Source organism: Chryseobacterium sp. WLY505 (assembly GCF_030846215.1).
In the GTDB taxonomy this organism is placed as follows: Bacteria; Bacteroidota; Bacteroidia; order Flavobacteriales; family Weeksellaceae; genus Chryseobacterium.
Map to the genome: position 1 here is coordinate 1,017,682 of NZ_JAVCWI010000001.1, position 18,355 is coordinate 1,036,036.

At 36.3% G+C, this 18,355-nt stretch carries 19 protein-coding genes; 9 read left to right on the forward strand and 10 right to left on the reverse strand.

The window, feature by feature from the left end:
* Nucleotides 1-8: 8 nt before the first annotated feature.
* Nucleotides 9-1,112 carry a lipid-A-disaccharide synthase gene (gene lpxB / locus RAH34_RS04720; protein ID WP_306595328.1) on the reverse strand — a complete coding sequence of 368 codons (1,104 nt, stop codon included), beginning with the start codon at nt 1,110-1,112 and terminating at the stop codon, nt 9-11.
* Between the two features lie 78 nt (nt 1,113-1,190).
* Between lpxB and RAH34_RS04725 the strand changes: the two genes are divergently transcribed.
* Entirely contained in the window at nt 1,191-1,700 is a 510-nt protein-coding gene (locus RAH34_RS04725; RefSeq protein ID WP_306595329.1) for a DUF2480 family protein, read from the forward strand.
* Between the two features lie 111 nt (nt 1,701-1,811).
* A complete protein-coding gene (locus RAH34_RS04730; protein WP_306595330.1) occupies nt 1,812-2,468 on the forward strand; it encodes a DUF937 domain-containing protein in 657 nt (218 codons plus the stop codon).
* 60 nt (nt 2,469-2,528) lie between these two features.
* Here the strand turns inward: RAH34_RS04730 and RAH34_RS04735 are convergent, their stop codons facing one another.
* A complete protein-coding gene (locus RAH34_RS04735) occupies nt 2,529-2,648 on the reverse strand; it encodes a 30S ribosomal protein THX (RefSeq protein WP_079243310.1) in 120 nt (39 codons plus the stop codon).
* A 120-nt stretch (nt 2,649-2,768) separates the two neighbouring features.
* Nucleotides 2,769-4,163, reverse strand: coding sequence for an MATE family efflux transporter (locus RAH34_RS04740; RefSeq protein WP_306595332.1), 1,395 nt, complete (start codon nt 4,161-4,163; stop codon nt 2,769-2,771).
* A gap of 112 nt (nt 4,164-4,275) precedes the next feature.
* On the opposite strand from RAH34_RS04740, the gene RAH34_RS04745 reads away from it, so the two are divergent.
* The 3 genes from RAH34_RS04745 to RAH34_RS04755 all read left to right on the forward strand — a co-directional run bounded on the left by RAH34_RS04745 (nt 4,276) and on the right by RAH34_RS04755 (nt 8,379).
* Nucleotides 4,276-4,638 carry a hypothetical protein gene (locus RAH34_RS04745; protein ID WP_306595333.1) on the forward strand — a complete coding sequence of 121 codons (363 nt, stop codon included), beginning with the start codon at nt 4,276-4,278 and terminating at the stop codon, nt 4,636-4,638.
* A gap of 138 nt (nt 4,639-4,776) precedes the next feature.
* The gene (gene aspS / locus RAH34_RS04750) at nt 4,777-6,531 is read left to right on the forward strand and encodes an aspartate--tRNA ligase (protein WP_114819474.1); all 1,755 of its coding nucleotides are present in this window, start codon (nt 4,777-4,779) and stop codon (nt 6,529-6,531) included.
* 516 nt (nt 6,532-7,047) lie between these two features.
* The gene (locus tag RAH34_RS04755) at nt 7,048-8,379 is read left to right on the forward strand and encodes a M12 family metallopeptidase (protein ID WP_306595334.1); all 1,332 of its coding nucleotides are present in this window, start codon (nt 7,048-7,050) and stop codon (nt 8,377-8,379) included.
* Nucleotides 8,380-8,448: 69 nt separating this feature from the next.
* On the opposite strand, the gene RAH34_RS04760 is transcribed toward RAH34_RS04755, so the two are convergent.
* Nucleotides 8,449-9,717: an adenylosuccinate synthase gene (locus RAH34_RS04760; protein WP_306595335.1), complete on the reverse strand. Its 1,269-nt coding sequence runs from the start codon at nt 9,715-9,717 to the stop codon at nt 8,449-8,451.
* A gap of 180 nt (nt 9,718-9,897) precedes the next feature.
* Complete coding sequence (locus tag RAH34_RS04765; protein ID WP_114819476.1) at nt 9,898-10,467, reverse strand: Crp/Fnr family transcriptional regulator; 570 nt, start codon at nt 10,465-10,467, stop codon at nt 9,898-9,900.
* A 147-nt stretch (nt 10,468-10,614) separates the two neighbouring features.
* On the opposite strand from RAH34_RS04765, the gene RAH34_RS04770 reads away from it, so the two are divergent.
* The 4 genes from RAH34_RS04770 (at nt 10,615) to RAH34_RS04785 (ending at nt 14,520) form a co-directional block, all read left to right on the forward strand.
* Nucleotides 10,615-11,400, forward strand: a complete 786-nt coding sequence (locus RAH34_RS04770; protein WP_114819477.1) for a Ku protein — start codon at nt 10,615-10,617, stop codon at nt 11,398-11,400.
* Nucleotides 11,400-12,005 carry a DNA polymerase ligase N-terminal domain-containing protein gene (locus RAH34_RS04775; protein WP_306595336.1) on the forward strand — a complete coding sequence of 202 codons (606 nt, stop codon included), beginning with the start codon at nt 11,400-11,402 and terminating at the stop codon, nt 12,003-12,005. The genes RAH34_RS04770 and RAH34_RS04775 overlap by 1 nt, the downstream gene beginning before the upstream one ends.
* A gap of 71 nt (nt 12,006-12,076) precedes the next feature.
* The gene (gene ligD, locus RAH34_RS04780) at nt 12,077-13,948 is read left to right on the forward strand and encodes a DNA ligase D (protein ID WP_306595337.1); all 1,872 of its coding nucleotides are present in this window, start codon (nt 12,077-12,079) and stop codon (nt 13,946-13,948) included.
* A 32-nt stretch (nt 13,949-13,980) separates the two neighbouring features.
* Nucleotides 13,981-14,520, forward strand: coding sequence for a hypothetical protein (locus tag RAH34_RS04785; RefSeq protein WP_306595338.1), 540 nt, complete (start codon nt 13,981-13,983; stop codon nt 14,518-14,520).
* Nucleotides 14,521-14,571: 51 nt separating this feature from the next.
* Here RAH34_RS04785 and RAH34_RS04790 read toward each other — a convergent pair whose 3' ends face one another.
* The 5 genes from RAH34_RS04790 to RAH34_RS04810 form a co-directional block, all read right to left on the reverse strand.
* On the reverse strand, nt 14,572-15,417 hold the full coding sequence (locus RAH34_RS04790; protein WP_306595339.1) for a mechanosensitive ion channel family protein: 846 nt from the start codon (nt 15,415-15,417) through the stop codon (nt 14,572-14,574).
* A gap of 276 nt (nt 15,418-15,693) precedes the next feature.
* Nucleotides 15,694-16,428: an SDR family NAD(P)-dependent oxidoreductase gene (locus RAH34_RS04795; protein ID WP_306595340.1), complete on the reverse strand. Its 735-nt coding sequence runs from the start codon at nt 16,426-16,428 to the stop codon at nt 15,694-15,696.
* Between the two features lie 140 nt (nt 16,429-16,568).
* Entirely contained in the window at nt 16,569-16,931 is a 363-nt protein-coding gene (gene yajC / locus RAH34_RS04800; RefSeq protein WP_062675766.1) for a preprotein translocase subunit YajC, read from the reverse strand.
* Nucleotides 16,932-16,941: 10 nt separating this feature from the next.
* On the reverse strand, nt 16,942-17,448 hold the full coding sequence (locus RAH34_RS04805; protein ID WP_114819483.1) for a DUF1573 domain-containing protein: 507 nt from the start codon (nt 17,446-17,448) through the stop codon (nt 16,942-16,944).
* A 1-nt stretch (nt 17,449) separates the two neighbouring features.
* Nucleotides 17,450-18,355 carry a transcription antitermination protein NusB gene (locus RAH34_RS04810; RefSeq protein WP_306595341.1) on the reverse strand — a complete coding sequence of 302 codons (906 nt, stop codon included), beginning with the start codon at nt 18,353-18,355 and terminating at the stop codon, nt 17,450-17,452.

Genomic DNA, 18,355 nt, shown 5'->3' on the forward strand with positions numbered 1-18,355 from the left:
AGTACAAACTATAATTTCAAAATCACGTCAGCAGCATGCTCACTGGCTCCTTTCCCGCCAAGCTTTTCTCTAAGAAGATTATAGTCATTCAGCACCTGCTCCCTTTTTTCTCCTGACAAAATTTTATTGAGCTCTTCAACCAGGTTTTTAGTATTCAGATCATTTTGAATCAATTCTTTCACCACTTCTCTATCCATAATCAGATTAACCAAAGAAATATAATTGATATTTTTAACCAATCTTTTAGCAATAGCATAGGAAATTTTACTTCCACGATAGCAAACCACTTCAGGGATATTCAACAAAGCGGTTTCCAACGTAGCTGTTCCGGAAGTCACCAAAGCAGCTTTTGAACATCTCAGCAGATCATAGGTTTTATTAGAAACAAAATGAACATTATCATCTACATATTTCTGATAAAATTCTTTTGGAAGACTTGGTGCTCCGGCAATCACAAACTGATAGTTTTGAAACTGCGGTCTTACGGAAAGCATTATTTCAAGCATTTTTTCTACTTCCTGTTCTCTGGAACCCGGAAGCAATGCAATGATTTCTTTTTCATTCAAGCCATGCTCTGATTTGAATTTTTCAATGCTTATTTCCTGAAGATCCGAAATAGCATCCAGCAACGGATGACCTACAAAATGAGAATGTACTCCATGTTTTCTGTAAAAGTCTTCTTCAAATGGAAGGATGACCATCATCTCATCCACATATTTTTTGATAATCTCTACGCGGCCTTCTTTCCATGCCCAAAGCTGTGGAGAAATATAATAAACAACTTTGATTCCCAATTCTTTGGCAAATCTTGCAATTCTCAGATTAAATCCCGGATAATCCACCAAGATCAAAACATCAGGTCTGTTCTTCTGAATATCCTCTTTACAGAATTTGATATTATTCAGAATGGTTCTGAGGTTCATCACCACTTCCAGGAATCCCATAAAAGCAAGATCACGGTAATGCTTCACCAACGTTCCACCCTGAGCTTTCATCAGGTCGCCACCCCAAAATCTGAATTCCGCTTGGGGATCCTTTTGTTGTAAGGCTTTCATCAGATTGCTTCCATGCAAGTCACCGGAAGCTTCTCCTGCAATAATATAATACTTCATTTCTATAGTAAGGATAGAGAACAAATTAAGATAGATATGATCTTAATTCGTAAATTTGTTCAAAGATAATGATAAAAAATGTCAGAAGAATTTGAAATCCGGAATAAAGTTGCAGAAAGCGGCCTTATCAATTTTGACCTTACCACTTTACTGCCAAAAGGGGAAAGAAAGGGTATTGACCTTAAAGATTTCCTTTGGCAGGAAATGATCCTGAAAGAAAAAGATTTCCGCGAAAAGGTAGATGCTATCGATACGGAACAATATAAAGACACTTATGTATACATTTACAATTCTGTTGACACTATTATTCCTCTTTGGGCTTACTTTGTTTTAACAGCAAAGATTACCGATGCAGCAAAGAAAGTAGTTTTTGGAAGCCGCGAGGATCTGGAAGTTATTTTAATGCATAATGCCATCCAGACTCATGATTTTGAGGAAATGAGAGGAAAAAGAGTGCTTGTAAAAGGATGCTCAGATAAAGAAATTCCTGAAAATGCTTATATTGAATTGGTAGAACAACTGAAACCTATTGTAAAATCCCTGATGTTCGGAGAAGCGTGTTCAAACGTTCCTATCATTAAAAACTAAAAGCTTCTGAAACGCTCTCAGAAACTTTAACAATAATTATGAAAGGGGGTGATTTTGTGAGGCATATTTTTTGATAACTTTGGTGTACTTAATACTAAATAAACACAAAAAATGAGTTTAATTGACCTACTTACAGGGAACACAGGCAACCAGGTTGCTGAACAGGCTGAAAATAAATTCGGAATCAATAAAAACCAGGTAATCGCGCTGTTAGCTGTTGCTACTCCTCTTATCATTTCTTATCTTAGAAATAAATCTCAGGATGCTAAAGAAGCAGAAGCTTTAAATAATGCTTTAGATAAAGACCACAACGGAAGTATTTTAAATGATGCTTCACAAATTGAAGCAAGACAGGCTGAAGGAGGATCTATTCTTGATCATATCTTCGGTGGGCAAAAAAGTACTGTTGAAAACCAACTGTCACAAAACACAGGAATTTCAATAGACAAAATAGGTCCTATTCTTGCGATGCTTGCACCTGTAGTAATGGGTTATATCGGACAGCAGAAACAACAGAGCAATGTAGGAGCAGGAGGTTTAGGAGATCTTTTAGGAGGAATCCTTGGAAATGCTTCCAATCAGGCACAAGCTCAGCAGTCTAATCCTTTGAATGACATTCTTGGAAGTGTTTTAGGAGGTGGCGGACAATCTCAATCTTCAGGAAATCCTTTGAATGATATCCTGGGAAGTGTATTGGGCGGTGGAAACCAACAACAAGGCGGCGGCGGTTTAGGCAGCATCCTTGGTAATATTCTGGGAGGTAAATAATTAATTTAATTTTCATAAAAAAAGACCGGAGATATGATCTTCGGTCTTTTTTATTTTTAATTACTTTTTAGATTTTTCTGCAGAAGCAGGAAATGATTTTGAAGCTTTTTTAGGTCTTCTTTTACCATAACTTCCGGAATTAATTTTTCCTCTTCTTGATTTTTTGTCTCCTTTTCCCATAGTATTATGTATTTGTTGTGCTACGAATTTAGAAAATACAATACTAAAATCCAATTAATGAAGCTGTTAAAGTTTTATAAATTAGAAAGGGAAGCTGGAGAATTCCATTACCTACGCTTTCTATACTTTTATTGTCTTCCATTTTCCTTTTTTAAATAAGATAAAAGCAACAATAGTAATCAATGTTTCTGCGGCTGGAATTGATATAAAAACTCCTTTAGGTCCCATATCAAGATATTTTGATAAAAAATAGGCCAGCGGAATCTGAAACAGCCAGAATCCAAAAAGATTAACCCAGGTAGGAGTCCATGTATCACCAGCTCCATTGAAGGCATTGATCATCACCATCCCGATTCCATAGAAAATAAATCCTATACTCATAATCTGAAGCGCATTTTTAGCAAAATCTTTAATAGCCATTTCCTGAGTAAAAAAGCTTACTAAAAAATTTCCCATAAAAAGAAAGATCAGACTAACTATCAGCATAAAAATGACATTATATTTCACGGTTTTCATCACCGACTGTTCTGCTCTCAGCATTTCATTCGCTCCCATATTCTGGCCTACCAATGTAGAGGCAGCATTACTCAATCCCCAGGCTGGAAGCATAAAGAACATCATCAATCTTAAAGCGGTCTGATAACCTGCCGATGCATTCTCCCCTCCGGTAGTTGCAACAAGCTCTGCAAGGAAAATCCAGCTGCATGAGGCGATGACAAACTGAAAAATTCCGGGAGTTGCAATTTTTATGATAGATTTAATTAATGCATAATCCGGTTTAAAATAAGGAAGTTTAATTCTTATCTGAGTATCGGCTACCAAAAGATGATAGAGCTGATAAATAACCCCAATACTACGTCCTATTGTTGTTGCCAAAGCCGCTCCTGTAAGACCCAAAGCAGGAACAGGACCTAAGCCTTTTATCAGAATCGGACAGAGAATGATATTCGCAATATTTGCGATCCATAAACTTTTCATAGCAATCATTGCATTTCCGGCTCCCCTAAAAATCCCATTAATTAAAAATAAAAGCATAATAATCGTGCTGCTTCCCATCATAATTCTGGTAAAATTCTTCCCATAAGCTGCTGCTTCCGGTTTTGAGCCCATCAGGATTAAAATCTCTTCTGCAAAGATCACCCCCAACAAGCTTAAAATAAAAGTAACAACAAAGGAAACGAATAATACCTGCGCCGCACTTCTGGAAGCCTGTTCAGGATTTTTCTCACCAATTCTTCTTGCTACCAAAGCTGTCGCTGCCATACTCATTCCAATGGCAATAGAATACATTATGGAAAGTACAGATTCGGTAAGTCCAACCGTCTGGATAGCGAAACCACTTTCTTTCAGATGGCCGACAAAATAGAGATCCACAAGTGCAAATACAGATTCCATAGCCATTTCCAACATCATGGGAATTGCTAAAAGCAGCACAGCACTTCTGATATTCACTTTCGTAAAATCAGTTTCTTCACCGCTGAATGCTTTTTTCAAAAACTCAATATATTTTGTCATTTCGCAATTAATATTTTATGTAATCCCAAAAATACAAATCCAATTATTAGAAAAACTTAGCAATTGGTAATAAAATTTAATTTAGATTTGTATATTCTTAAAAATTATCCTTATGAAAAAAATAATCTCTACTACTTTTCTATTTGGAATGTTACTGTCCGGCAGCATGTTCTCTGCCCAGAAGATGAGTCAGGAAAAGATGAAAGCCATTTATTCTGATGATATAGCAACATTTAAAAAACAGTTTGCTCCGGGAGATTACAACAAATGTTTCCTTGTGGGAGATCTACTTTATTCACCCCTTGGCTTCAGTGTAATGTCTGACAGAAAGAATATTATCAACTTCCTTTTGGATAACAAAGCGAATGTGAATAAAAAATGTCAGAATAAAACTCCTCTTGAAGTAGCTGATGAAACAAAAGGCAGTGAAGAAGTAAAGAGAATTCTGATCGCAAAAGGTGGTAACAGAATTTAAAAAAACCTAAAAACAATATATGAAACTTCCGAAAGGGAGTTTTTTTTATTTATAAAACCTGCAAAAATCTTATCTTTGCCAACGAAAAATTCAAGGTTCGGAATTGAACCTTAAACATTGAACTTTAAACAAATAATTATGTTTCGATCACACACCAACGGAGAGCTATCTCTGAAAAATCTGAATGAAGAAGTTACACTATCAGGATGGGTACAGACTATCCGTGATAAAGGATTTATGATTTGGGTAGATCTTCGAGATCGTTACGGAATTACCCAGCTGGTTTTTGACCAGGAGCGCTCTTCTGCCCAATTGATGGAAGAAGCTAAAAAACTGGGCCGTGAATTTGTGATTCAGGCTACCGGAAGAGTTATTGAAAGAGTAAGCAAAAACCCTAATATTCCAACCGGGGAAATTGAAATTCTGGTAGAAAAACTGACAATTCTGAATGATTCTCAGCTTCCACCTTTCACTATTGAAGATGAAACAGACGGAGGTGAAGAATTAAGAATGAAATACCGTTACCTGGATATCAGAAGAAATCCGGTAAAAGATAAGCTGATCTTCCGCCACAAAATGGCACAGAAAGTAAGAAATTATTTATCTGACGAAGGTTTCATTGAAGTGGAAACTCCTGTTTTGATCAAGTCTACTCCGGAAGGAGCAAGAGACTTCGTGGTACCAAGCAGAATGAACCCCGGACAGTTTTATGCATTGCCACAGTCTCCACAAACTTTCAAACAGCTTTTGATGGTAGGTGGAATGGATAAATATTTCCAGATTGTAAAATGTTTCCGTGATGAGGATTTAAGAGCAGACAGACAGCCGGAATTTACACAAATCGACTGTGAAATGGCTTTTGTAGAGCAGGAAGACGTGATGAACGTATTCGAAGGAATGACCAAAACGCTTATAAAAGATATTACTGGTCAGGAATTCGGAGCTTTCCCAAGAATGACTTTCGCAGATGCGATGAGAAAATACGGAAATGACAAACCGGATATCCGTTTCGGAATGGAGTTCGTAGAACTGAATGAACTGGTAAAAGGAAAAGACTTTAAAATATTTGATGATGCTGAATTAGTAGTCGGAATTAATGTAGAAGGATGTGCAGACTATACAAGAAAGCAGATCGATGAACTTGTGGATTGGGTAAAACGTCCTCAGATTGGTGCATCAGGAATGGTTTGGGCAAAATTCCAGAATGACGGAGTGAAAACCTCATCGGTAAACAAATTCTACAACGAGGAAGATTTAGGAAAAATCATCGAAAAATTCGGAGCAAAAGAAGGTGACTTAATGTTGATTCTTTCCGGAAACGAAAATAAAGTAAGAGCTCAGCTTTCAGCATTGAGAATGGAGCTTGGAAACCGTTTGGGACTAAGAAAAGGAAATGTATTTGCACCACTTTGGGTAGTTGACTTCCCTCTATTGGAATGGGATGAAGACACTGAAAGATACCATGCAATGCACCACCCTTTCACGTCTCCAAAACCGGAAGATATCCACTTATTGGAAACTGATCCTGGAAAAGCAAGAGCCAACGCTTATGATATGGTTCTGAACGGAAACGAAATCGGAGGTGGATCTATCAGAATTTTTGACAGAGATCTTCAGTCTAAAATGTTTGATTTATTAGGATTTACCAGAGAAGAAGCAGAAGCTCAGTTTGGATTCCTGATGAATGCATTTAAATACGGAGCTCCGCCACACGGAGGTTTAGCATTCGGATTTGACCGTTTGGTAGCGATTCTTGACGGAAACGAAGTGATCAGAGATTATATCGCTTTCCCTAAGAACAATTCAGGACGAGATGTAATGATCGATGCGCCTGCTTCGATTGCTGATGCACAGCTCGATGAATTAGAATTACAATTGAATTTAAAAGCATAAATGTAAAGCGGGGTATTTGCCCCGCTTTTTTTATATTCTCATTACAGAAGCCTTAAGTTCACTCTGAACTTCCTGATGTTTTATACTGACGATACTATTTTTGAAAAATAAATTTTAATAAAGCAGCATTATTTAGAATCAAAAAACATTACAAATCCTAACATTATTTATCAATTTTCTAACAAAACAAACTATACACTAGTAAAATATACATTTTCATACACTATGTCAAATATTCGTGAAATAATCAAATTTAAAATTTAATAGTAAAAATTAAATTAAAACAATTAAATCAACGAAATAAATACATTTTCCAAATAAAAACCCAACAAAACAATCATTATATTATGTTATATGTAAATATGATTTTTATTAATATATTTACGTTACACAGCTGAATTATAATGAAGACTTCATCAAAACTTAGGAATTGATGTATTTTTATAATCTCATGCGTATGATGATAATATAGCTGTTCATATTTTAAACCTTGATCACCAACCAATATTAAATAATATGAAAAGCAAACTATTACTATTATCAGGATGCCTTGTTCTGGCACTGAATTCATGCAGATCGGATATTGAAAATCCACAAACAGAATCTATCGACCTTACAACGACTAAGCTGGACAATGCAAAGGTTCACAAATTACTAATTGACGGAAAATACACTTATGTTAACGAAGTAAATGGTGAATATTTTTACGCAGAAGATATTACCATTAGCCCCGAACAGTTTAATGTATTACAAAAGCAGGCCAACCCAGGAACCTCAACAGCAGAGAAAAGTACCATTGTAAGCTCCTTTATCAAGACATGGCCGGATGCAACCGTCTACTATACATTACCCAGCCAGGGAAGTATGAGTACTCAGAATTACAATACTTTCCTGACCAATATCAACAAAGCATTTGATATGATTTCTTCACAGACCAGCATGCAGTTTGTTGAACGAACCAATCAAACAGAATATATCACCTTTACCTATACAACGTCCAACAGTTCTCCGCTTGGATGGCAAAAAAACAGAGTTAACGGTATAAAAATCTATAATATTACTTATCCCGCTATTATCGCCCACGAAATCATGCATTCTATGGGAATCATGCATGAGCAGTGCCGCCCGGATAGAGATCAGTACATCATTGTAGATGTTAACAAGGCTGTAGAAGGAAGCCGTCATAACTTCAATCTTTACAATGATTATGCAGGACATGGTGCTTTTGATTTCGGTTCAGTCATGATGTATCAATCTACAGACTTTGCTATAGACTCAAGTCAGCCGGTAATGACTAAGCTGGATGGATCTACATTCACCAAGCAAAGAACAGGATTGTCTGCAGGTGATTATGCTGGTATCAATCATTTGTATGGACCTGTTAATGCTACTTCTACAGTAAACGGAACGTATACTATGACAACAGCTTTAGCAAGTGATAAAAATGTAGATGTTTCAGGAAGTTCAACTACCGACGGCACCAGCATCATACTGTATTCAGCTTCTACAGGAAATAACCAGAGATTTACTTTCACCAAATCAGATCATGGTTACTATACCATCAAATCTATATTGGATCCTACAAAGGTATTAACCGTGAAAAGTAACGGAACAACGAATGGAACAGCTGTTGAATTAAGAACCAATGCTAATACAGATTCTCAAAAATGGTTATTATTCAATTTAGGAAATAATGGTTTTGGATTTGCTCCTAAGAACGCACCAGCATTGAGATTAGAGGTAAAAAACGGCACAACAACCAATCTTACCCCTATTGTAATCGGTACAACTGATCAGACGGTTCAGCCTTCAACAAAACAACGCTTCATCCTTACAAAAGTTAACTAAATTTCTTCATACAAGAAAAGAGGTTAGGAAATAAATTTCCTAACCTCTTTCTATATTTAAAACTATCTATTAGATTAATTTCAACATTTCATTTCTTCCCGGCCCGGTTGAAAGATAAGCCACAGGAATTCCTAATTCTTCTTCCAAGAACGAAAGAAACTCGTTGACTTCTTCGGGTAATTCTGAAGGACTTTTCATCGCAGAAAAATCCGCTTCCCAGCCATTCATCCATTTTAATATAGGTTTTCCGTTTTCAGGAAGTAAACCTGAAGCAGTTACAATCTCTCCGTTTTCCAGTTCATAATGGGTACAAACTGCTACGGATTTCAATCCACTTAAAACATCAGCCTTTGTCAGAACCAGCTGAGTCACTCCATTGATCATTACGGCATACTTTAAAGCAGGAAGATCCAACCATCCTGTTCTTCTCGGACGTCCGGTATTGGAACCAAACTCATTCCCTTTTGTTCTGATCTCTTCACCTAGTTCATCAAATAATTCAGTTGGAAAAACTCCGTTCCCTACTCTTGTACAGTAAGCTTTTGCAATTCCAAATATCTCACCGATCTTTTTCGGTGAAACACCTAAACCGCTGCTCGCTCCTGAAGCCGTGGTGGAAGAAGAAGTAACATACGGATATGTTCCGTGGTCAATATCCAGCATAGCAGCCTGAGATCCTTCTGCTAAAATTGTTTTACCTTCTGCCAGAGCGTTATTTAAATATATCTCAGTTTCTGTGCATTGGAATTTTTTCAGAAAATCTACCGCTTCAAAAAATTCATTACTTATTTCCTCCAGAGAAGGCAGTGTCATACCTTCAGCAGTCAGCATCTTATAATCTCTTTCTAAAATATGCTGTACTCTGCTTCTGAAGTCAGGAGTAAACATATCTCCTACTCTTACATTCTGTCTTAAAATTTTATTTGAATAAGCCTGTGCAATCCCGTTTTTGGTGGTTCCGATGGTTGTATAATCAGAACTTTCCTCCATAAAAACATCCAGAAGTTTATGAGTAGGCAGTACAAAGTGAGCTTTCAATGAAATAATCACATTGTTTTCCGGCTGAACCGTTTCATCAAATAACTGAAGATTTGCAATTTCTTTTTTAAAACTTACAGGATCCAGCACAGTTCCTGTACCAATAACATTCTGCACTCCTTTCATAAAAATCCCCGAAGGAATCATTTTAAGCGTAATTCTTCGGCCGTTTCTCTCTATGCTGTGCCCTGCATTAGATCCACCATTAAAACGTGCTGTAATGTCATAATTTTCACTGATCAGGTCAATAAACTTTCCTTTCCCTTCATCACCCCATTGTAATCCTAATACAATATCCATATTCGTACTTTAAATTTTATGGGACAAAGCTATGACAGTCAAGAAGAAAGACCATTGTCATTTGACAAAAAGAGATTTCTTGAGAAATCAGAAGCTAGATGTTAGAACTTAGTAACAACTCACCTACCCTATTACTTTCCCACTCAAAATAATATCATCTATCAATTATCATTAATAATTCTAGACTATATTTCTTCTGATTCTACTTAAAGAAGAAGGTGTCACGCCAAGATAAGAAGCCAGCATAGACTGTGGAACTCTGTTAGCAAGCCCCGGATAATGATTTAAAAAATGAATGTACCGTGATTTCGCATCCTGATTGAGCATGATACTGGCAACTTTCAGTTTATTCTCAACAACAAAAGCATGGATTCTTGCAAACAAAACCGGCCATACCGCAATTTTCTCTTCCAGCAGTTTAAAATGTTTAAGATCAATCACCAGCAGTACAGCATCCGTAATCGCTTCGATATCTTCATGCGCAGGCAGCTGATCTGTAAAGCCTTGAAAATCTCCTATAAATCTGCCTTCATAGATGAAATATCTGGTAAAATCATCACCCTGTTTATTATAATACAAAGACCGGAAAACCCCTTCTTTCACAAAAGCAATTCTTTGGCTCACCTTTCCTGCTTCTACAAAAGGTTCTCCCTTCTTCACAGTGATTTCCTGAATGCCTTCAGCAAGTAAAAGTTCATCCTGAGGATTCAGTGTTCCAAATTTTTTGATATAAGTAAAAAGCTCTTCCATATTTCTGTTTTACCCACGGATTGCGGAAATATAAAGATATAAAAGTCATTGCTAAAAACAATTGTCATTTGGCAACAAACCCTGCAAAAGGTACCACACAGGCTTCCAACGGCATGTTAATTGCTTGATTTTTAAAAACGTAAGACAATGAAAGCAATTTGGAACGGCGCTATTGGCTTCGGTTTAGTAAACATTCCTGTTAAAATTTACTCAGCAACAGAAACCACAAAATTAGATCTCGATATGCTTGACAAGTCTGATTTTTCCAATATCCGGTTTAAAAGGGTGAATGAAAACACAGGAAAAGAAGTTAAGTGGGAAAATATCGTTAAAGGTTATCTCATGGACGAAAAATATATCGTTCTTGATGAAGAAGATTACGAAGCCGCAAGCCCTGAAAAGACAAAAATCCTTTCTATTGATCAGTTCGTCAAAGAAGAGGAAGTAGACAGTGTGTATTTTGAAACCCCTTATTATCTGGAACCCCAGAAAAATGGAGAAAGTGCCTACAGGCTTTTATTGAAAGCACTTGAAAAAACATCCATGGTAGGAATCGGAACATTTGTACTCCGTGAGACTGAAGCCATCGGATTGATACGGCCTTACAATGAAGAGATCCTGGTTTTGAACCGGTTGAGATTCAACCAGGAAATAAGAAATTATACAGACTTAAAAATCCCTGCTCAAAAGGCTCCGAAACCTGCAGAACTTAAAATGGCTGTTAATCTTATAGAACAGCTTTCTCAGGAATTTGATCCTGCCATGTATAAAGATACCTATTCTGATGAGCTCATGAAGATCATTAAACAGAAAGCAAAAGGTAAAAATATTAAAGCCAAAAAAGTTCAGCCTGCAAAAGAAGGTAAAGTGATTGATCTGATGGCACAGTTAAAAGCAAGTCTAAGCAGTTCCAAATCCAAATCCGCATCATAATGGCTTTAAAAGATTATCATAACAAAAGAAAGTTCGATGAGACCAGCGAACCAAAAGGAAAAGCAAAAAAAAGCAAAGACAAACTGATTTTTGTGATTCAGAGGCATGCCGCAAGCCGGCTTCATTATGACTTCCGGCTTGAAATGGAAGGTGTACTGAAAAGCTGGGCGGTTCCGAAAGGCCCGTCATTAGACCCGAAAGACAAACGTCTTGCGATGATGGTGGAAGATCACCCTTACGATTATAAAGATTTTGAAGGAAATATCCCGGAAGGGAATTATGGTGCCGGACAAGTGGAAGTATGGGACAGCGGAACTTATGAACCTCTGGAAGAAAATTCTAAACTATCTGACGAAAAAGAACTGCTGAAGGAATTGCATGCAGGTTCTTTAAAATTTATTTTACATGGCAAAAAGCTGAAAGGTGAATTTGCTCTGGTTAAAATGAAAAATACGGATGATAACTCATGGCTGCTCATCAAACACAAAGATGAATTTGCAGAAAGTCCTTACAATGCTGAAGAAAACACTTCACCAAAGTCTCTGGTCACTCAGTTTTTAGAGGAAAAAAAAAACCTAAAAATAAAAGAAAAAAAGAAGTCATAACTTCTGAAAAACCATTCAGAAATTTTAATTCTTTAACAAACGAAAAAAAATTAAAGTCTTTTATCAAACCTATGTTGGCCAAACTTTCAGAGAAAGCCTTCAATGATAAAGACTGGATCTTTGAGATAAAATGGGACGGCTACAGAGCTGTTGCTGACCTCAGCCATGATGCTCCGCTCTTCTATTCCCGGAACGGAATTTCTTTTTTATCAAAATTTGACAAAATTGCCCAGGATTTCGACAAACAGAAACATCATATGATCCTGGACGGCGAAGTTGTAGCCTACGACGAACAAGGGAAGCCTAATTTTCAGCTTTTGCAGCAAATCGGAGATAATCCCAATGCAGCTCTTGTTTATCAGGTTTTTGACCTTCTATGGCTGAATGGTCATTCTACCGAAGAAATTCCTCTGATCCAGAGAAAAGAACTTTTAAAGGAAGCTTTAACAGAAACCCAGCAGATCAAATACTGCGATCATATTCCCGAAAAGGGTATTGATTTTTTTGCACAGATGAAAAAAATGAAACTGGAAGGTATGATTGCAAAGCGGGCAGAGAGTTTATATATTGAAAACAGCAGAACCACTGATTGGCTTAAAATCAAATTTTCCAATACAGAAGAAGTGATTATTTGTGGTTTTACAGAACCCAGAGGTTCACGGGAAAGTTTCGGAGCCCTGATTTTAGGAAAATTTATTGATGGTGAGCTTACTTACTGTGGCCATACAGGCACAGGTTTCAATACGGTTTCTTTAAAAGAAGTATATGAGAAACTGCAAAAAATAATTGTAAAGTCATCTCCGTTCGAACAGGTTCCTAAAACCAATATGCCGGTAACATGGGTAAAACCTGAACTGGTATGCGAAATCAAATATTCTGAGATTACCAGGGACGGAATATTCAGGCATCCTGTTTTTATCACAATCAGAGAGGACAAAAACCCGGATGACCTTAAAGATCCATCCTTCACCGAAAAACCTAAAGAAATGAAATCAAAAGCTACATTAAAAAAAGCAGAGGCTAGTGAGAAAGAAAAAGAGATCACTTTGGATAAACATCTTGTAAAACTGACCAATCAGGATAAAGTTTATTTTCCTAAAGATGGTATTACAAAAGGAGATGTCATTGAATATTATCAATCCGTAGCCCGATATATTTTACCTTACTTAAAAAATCGTCCGCTTTCTCTCAACCGGTTTCCCAATGGAATTGACAAGCAGAGTTTTTATCAGAAAGATGCCGGAGATCATATTCCGGACTGGATAAAAACCACCCAGGTATATTCTGAATCGAATGATAAATACATTGATTATATGTACTGCAACGATAAAGCGACTTTGGCTTATCTGAATAATTTAGGGTGTATTGATCTCAACCCATGGAACAGTTCTTTACCGGATCTTGAGCATCCGGATTATCTGGTTTTGGATCTTGACCCTTCTTCAAAAAATACATTTGATGAGGTAATTGAAACAGCGCTTCAGGTGAATGAGGTTTTAAAAACTATTAAAATAAAAGGTTATTGTAAAACTTCCGGAAGCACAGGAATTCATATCTATATTCCTATGGGAGCTCATTACGATTTCGATCAGGTAAAAGATTTTGCTCATATCCTTATGAAACAGGTGAATGAAAAACTGCCGAAGATTACCACTTTGGAAAGAAGCCTTCAAAAAAGGGATAACAAAAAAATTTATCTGGATTATTTGCAGAACAGAACAGGCCAGACTCTTGCCAGCGCTTACAGCCTGAGACCTAAACAAGGTGCCTCCGTTTCTATGCCTTTGGAATGGGATGAATTGAAACCCGGACTGAAACCTACCGATTTTACTATTAACAATGCTCTTGACAGAATTAAAGAAAAAGGAGAGTTGTTCAAAGCTGTTCTGGGTAAAGGAATTGATATGATGAAGGCATTGGAACTGCTGCAGAATATTGATTAATTTCTCTATTTTTGCCCGCAAAACTTTTAATCATGGAGGAGCCTATCAGATTGCAGTTATATTTCAATGAAAACATAGAAAGAGAAAATCAGAAATTTTTCTTTCAGTATACATGGAAAAAGCACTTTGTTGAACTAAAAAAAGCAATCATATATGCTGTTGTATTCCTCGCATTAGGATTTCTTCCTATAAAATCTTTGAATCTTGGTCCTGTTGCCATTATTTTTAAATATGGAAGTTTCTTATTTGTAGGATATATTTTCCTTCTGTTATATCAGTATTTCAATACTAAAAATAAAACCTTTAAATTAATCGAAGAACAAATTGATGACCTCAGAAGAAAACATGATGAAATAAGCTTTATAACACTTCATCAGGATAGTATTACCGTTAAAAATCCATTCAATACCATCAACTGCGTCTGGAATAAAACTCAGTATAAAATGGTTGACCAATACCTTATTTTAAATATGGTTAATAACAATTTCATTTTTACAGAATCTGAGTTTAAGGAGAATGAATATAAAATTTTATTAGATTCTCTTCAGCATTATTCTAAAAAAGAGAAGTAAAAACTCCCACATTATACTAATGCAGGAGCTTCTTAAAAAAATTAAATATAATTATTGATTATAAACATGAATATCTCTCTGTGGAAAAGGAATTCCGATTCCAGCTTTATCGAGAGCTTCTTTACAACCGATGATTAGTTCTTCGTTCATCGTCCAGAAATTTTCAGTAGAAGTACTTACTCTTACGGATACATTGACAGCACTGTCTCCCAATTCAGTCACCACCACCTGTGGGGCAGGTGTTGCAAGAGCATATTGATTATTCTTAATGACGTTCATTAAAATATCCTTGGTCTGCCTAAGATCCGCATCATAAGCAATTCCGATATCCAGTGATGTTCTCCTTGTTCCCAATTGGGTAAAATTGGTAATACTGTTATTGGAAACGACTCCATTAGGAATAACGATCAATTGGTTTTGCGGGGTGATCAGTTTTGTATGAAAGATATCTATGGCATCTACAGTCCCCGAAACCCCTGAATTGGTAGAAATAAAATCACCAATCTTAAATGGTTTTAATAGTAGAATTAAGATTCCACCTGCAAAATTTGTTAAAGATCCCTGTAAAGCTAGACCTACTGCCAAACCTGCGGCACCAATCATTGCGACAAATGCAGAAGTCTGTACTCCAAGCTGCGTTACAACAACAATAAATAGCAGAATATTAAGTCCCCAGTTGATAATATTTAAAAGAAAATGCTGCAGCGAAGCTTCCATATTTCTTTTTTTGAAACCTTTTTCAACCAGTTTCTTTATCATTCTGATCATCCATGATCCGATAAGATAAATCAATAATGCGGAAATGACTGCAGTAAAAATTCTCGGTGCCCATGAAATTGCTGAAGAAATTAAGGTATCCCAGTGTTGTTGAATCTTGTTCAATTCTAAATCGTCCATTGTATACTATGTGTTTTACTATTTATATCAATAAAAGTATTGACATCTTCTGCAGGATTTGGAAAAAAAAGAATTCACCCTGCACTGTTATCAGTGAAAGTAAACTATATTTTATCCTCTAAAATAGATTGACAGCAGAACGGAATATTTCTGCTTTACTCAATAATCATTCAGAAATTGAATCTTGCAGGAAGAAATAATTTTTCGGTCATAGAGTTACAAAAACGATACCGAAGTGGACAGTATTCAAAGAAAAAAAATATCAAGGAACATTCCTTAAGGTAATTTTGCGGCAAGATTTTCAGGTAAAAGCCTAAGAATATGGTAGATAATTTTCCATTTAAAATTTGGAACAATGGTAAAGGAACTTCCAGCATTGACAATAAATTTCGCCACATACTCCGGCTCCATGATCAGAGATTCATTAAGTTTTAACCCTTCGTTGATTTTTGTTCTGATATAACCAATAACCAGGGCATTTACAATAATTTTCCGGGAAGCTAATTCCTGTCTTAATCCAGCCAGAAACTGTGTAAATGCAGCTTTGGTACTGCCATAGACAAAATTGCTTTTTCTTCCTCTGACTCCGGACAAGGAAGAGAGTCCGATTATTCTTTCCAGGCTGGTATTGCTTTTATCCATTGCAATAATACTCAGGATAGAAACTCCACCCATATAATTGACTTCCATCATTTGTTTCGCTCCTTTGAAATCGGTCAGTGCTTTTTGATTGTCTACTAAAAAACCTGCGGCATAAACTACAATATGAGGTTGTACAGAAAGACTGGCATAAAACTGACGATGAGAATCAAAATCAGCAGCATCAAAATACAAAACAGAGACTTTTGAGCGGTCCAGATTTTTTGAATCAATGAAATTATTCAAAGCGGTTGTATTTCGGGAAGCAGCAATAACTGTAAATCCTTTTTCAACATATTGTATTATACATTGTTTCGCTACATCTGAATTAGCCCCCAGAATAAGAACGGTTTTGTTTGTGTTTTGATTCATGAAGCAAAGATAATTGTTTTATTAAACACTAATTTCATTAATTGTTTTTCACAAATGGACACAATTTTCAAACTAGTGTAGAAAAAATTGCGGCGGGTGAACAAAGTTCACCCGCCGCAGCTACATATTTTCAGACTGAATTATTTTTTTTCTTCAGTTGCTGTTTCTTTTTTGTCATCTGCCTTCTCAGCAGTTTTTGCTTTATCTCCAAAACGAGCCTCAGTCATTTCTCTTGAAACTGCAGCTTTTTCGAATTTCAGTTTTCCAGATAATGTTTCGATAACAAAACCGTCATCCTGAACCTGAGCAATTCTTCCGTGAAGACCTGACGTAAGAACTACTCTTGTTCCCACTTTAAGGTTTTCCTGAAAGTTTTTCTCCTGCTTTTGCTTTTTCATCTGAGGTCTGATCATCAGGAAATAAAATCCTACAAACATCACTCCCATCATGATCAGCATCATAGGTGAAGATCCACCTTGTGCCTGTAAAAATAGTGTCAGCATATTTTAAATATTAGGGTTGAATGTTCGCAGTGAACGTTAATCTGATTGGAGCTTTTTCTACATTAGCAAAAACGTCTGCATACTTCTGAACGTTTCCGTCGAAGCTTGAAGAATCAAAGTGTAATGTAACTTTTCCTTTTTTACCAGGCATGATTGGCTCTTTTGTAAAATCGGGAGCTGTACATCCGCATCCAGGCTTCACTTCAGAAATAATCAATGGGTTTTTACCTGTGTTGGTAATTTCGTATACGTGTTCTACTTTATCTCCCTTTTTGATTTTTCCAAAATCAAAGCTGTTTTCAGATAAAGCTACAGAAGTAGATGGCTCGTTAGAAACCGGAGCAGCTGCTTCACTATTTACAGGTGCTGCTACAGAATCAGTAGTTAGGGGAGCTACAACAGATGCAGAATCAGTAGCTGCAGCTTCAGCACTTTGAGTTTCTTTGTTTTCTTTTTTACATGAAACTAACCCAAATCCTATAATAGACAAGGCGATAATTGATAACGTCTTTTTCATTTTATATTCTATTTTGATCTTTACAATATTTATCTAAAATACCATTGATGAAGATATTGGAACGGTCTGTAGCAAATACTTTTGCAATTTCAATATATTCATTAATGATCACTCTTGAAGGGGTGAAAGCAAAGTTATCAAGCTCTGCAATGGCTGTAGACAAAATTACTTTATCCATTAAAGAAACTCTTTCCAGATCCCAGTTTTCCAGTCTTTCTTCCAGTTTCTTTTCATTGTTTTCCCAGTTGTTTAAGGTATCTTTCAACAACTTTACAGCGAATGTTTTATCTTCTTCATCTTTAATCATTTTGATCAAAGTTCTGCTTTCTTCATCTTCTCTCAGGAAACCGATTGTTTTTTGTACCATGGAATTGGCAATATGGATATCATCGTACCATGAAAGCTCCTTATCTCCCAGGTAATCATGAAAATCTTCATTTTCAGCAATATACCTCAGAAATAATTTACCTATAAATTTCTGATCTTCTTCGAAAGAATATCCTTCTTCTTTCATGAAATCCTGATAACGTTTCCCAGCAGTAATTCTCTGGAAAGTTTTTACCAATAAATCATCATGCATATCCCATTTCAACTGCTTGTGCTGGCCTGTAAAAAATAATCTTTCAGGGTTTTCTTCCAGCTTGCGCAATACCTGGTTATTGATGAATTTTTGGTTAGGATTAATATCAGCATCAGTTTTAAGAAATTTATTCTTACCAATTTCGATCTGATTTTCTGCCAAATCTTTCAAACCCACCAAAAAGTTGAGCTGATAGATGTATAGATAATAGATTTTCTCTATCCCGGCAAACATGTTTTTCTCTAAAACATCAAATTTTACAGGATTTTGGTAGTAAGAATACACGGTCTGTACTACTTTTTCACGGATTTGTCGTCTTCCTAACAT

Excerpts from the sequence above, each read along its gene's own strand:
- RAH34_RS04795 (WP_306595340.1), bottom strand. The coding sequence starts at position 16,428 with ATGAATCAAAACACAAACAAAACCGTTCTTATTCTGGGGGCTAATTCA.
- RAH34_RS04755 (WP_306595334.1), top strand. The coding sequence starts at position 7,048 with ATGAAAAGCAAACTATTACTATTATCAGGATGCCTTGTTCTGGCACTG.
- RAH34_RS04745 (WP_306595333.1), top strand. The coding sequence starts at position 4,276 with ATGAAAAAAATAATCTCTACTACTTTTCTATTTGGAATGTTACTGTCC.
- RAH34_RS04790 (WP_306595339.1), bottom strand. The coding sequence starts at position 15,417 with ATGGACGATTTAGAATTGAACAAGATTCAACAACACTGGGATACCTTA.
- RAH34_RS04740 (WP_306595332.1), bottom strand. The coding sequence starts at position 4,163 with ATGACAAAATATATTGAGTTTTTGAAAAAAGCATTCAGCGGTGAAGAA.
- RAH34_RS04725 (WP_306595329.1), top strand. The coding sequence starts at position 1,191 with ATGTCAGAAGAATTTGAAATCCGGAATAAAGTTGCAGAAAGCGGCCTT.
- RAH34_RS04735 (WP_079243310.1), bottom strand. The coding sequence starts at position 2,648 with ATGGGAAAAGGAGACAAAAAATCAAGAAGAGGAAAAATTAATTCCGGA.
- RAH34_RS04805 (WP_114819483.1), bottom strand. The coding sequence starts at position 17,448 with ATGAAAAAGACGTTATCAATTATCGCCTTGTCTATTATAGGATTTGGG.
- ligD (WP_306595337.1), top strand. The coding sequence starts at position 12,077 with ATGTTGGCCAAACTTTCAGAGAAAGCCTTCAATGATAAAGACTGGATC.
- RAH34_RS04730 (WP_306595330.1), top strand. The coding sequence starts at position 1,812 with ATGAGTTTAATTGACCTACTTACAGGGAACACAGGCAACCAGGTTGCT.
- lpxB (WP_306595328.1), bottom strand. The coding sequence starts at position 1,112 with ATGAAGTATTATATTATTGCAGGAGAAGCTTCCGGTGACTTGCATGGA.
- RAH34_RS04765 (WP_114819476.1), bottom strand. The coding sequence starts at position 10,467 with ATGGAAGAGCTTTTTACTTATATCAAAAAATTTGGAACACTGAATCCT.
- yajC (WP_062675766.1), bottom strand. The coding sequence starts at position 16,931 with ATGCTGACACTATTTTTACAGGCACAAGGTGGATCTTCACCTATGATG.
- RAH34_RS04770 (WP_114819477.1), top strand. The coding sequence starts at position 10,615 with ATGAAAGCAATTTGGAACGGCGCTATTGGCTTCGGTTTAGTAAACATT.
- RAH34_RS04785 (WP_306595338.1), top strand. The coding sequence starts at position 13,981 with ATGGAGGAGCCTATCAGATTGCAGTTATATTTCAATGAAAACATAGAA.
- RAH34_RS04760 (WP_306595335.1), bottom strand. The coding sequence starts at position 9,717 with ATGGATATTGTATTAGGATTACAATGGGGTGATGAAGGGAAAGGAAAG.
- RAH34_RS04775 (WP_306595336.1), top strand. The coding sequence starts at position 11,400 with ATGGCTTTAAAAGATTATCATAACAAAAGAAAGTTCGATGAGACCAGC.
- aspS (WP_114819474.1), top strand. The coding sequence starts at position 4,777 with ATGTTTCGATCACACACCAACGGAGAGCTATCTCTGAAAAATCTGAAT.
- RAH34_RS04810 (WP_306595341.1), bottom strand. The coding sequence starts at position 18,355 with ATGTTAGGAAGACGACAAATCCGTGAAAAAGTAGTACAGACCGTGTAT.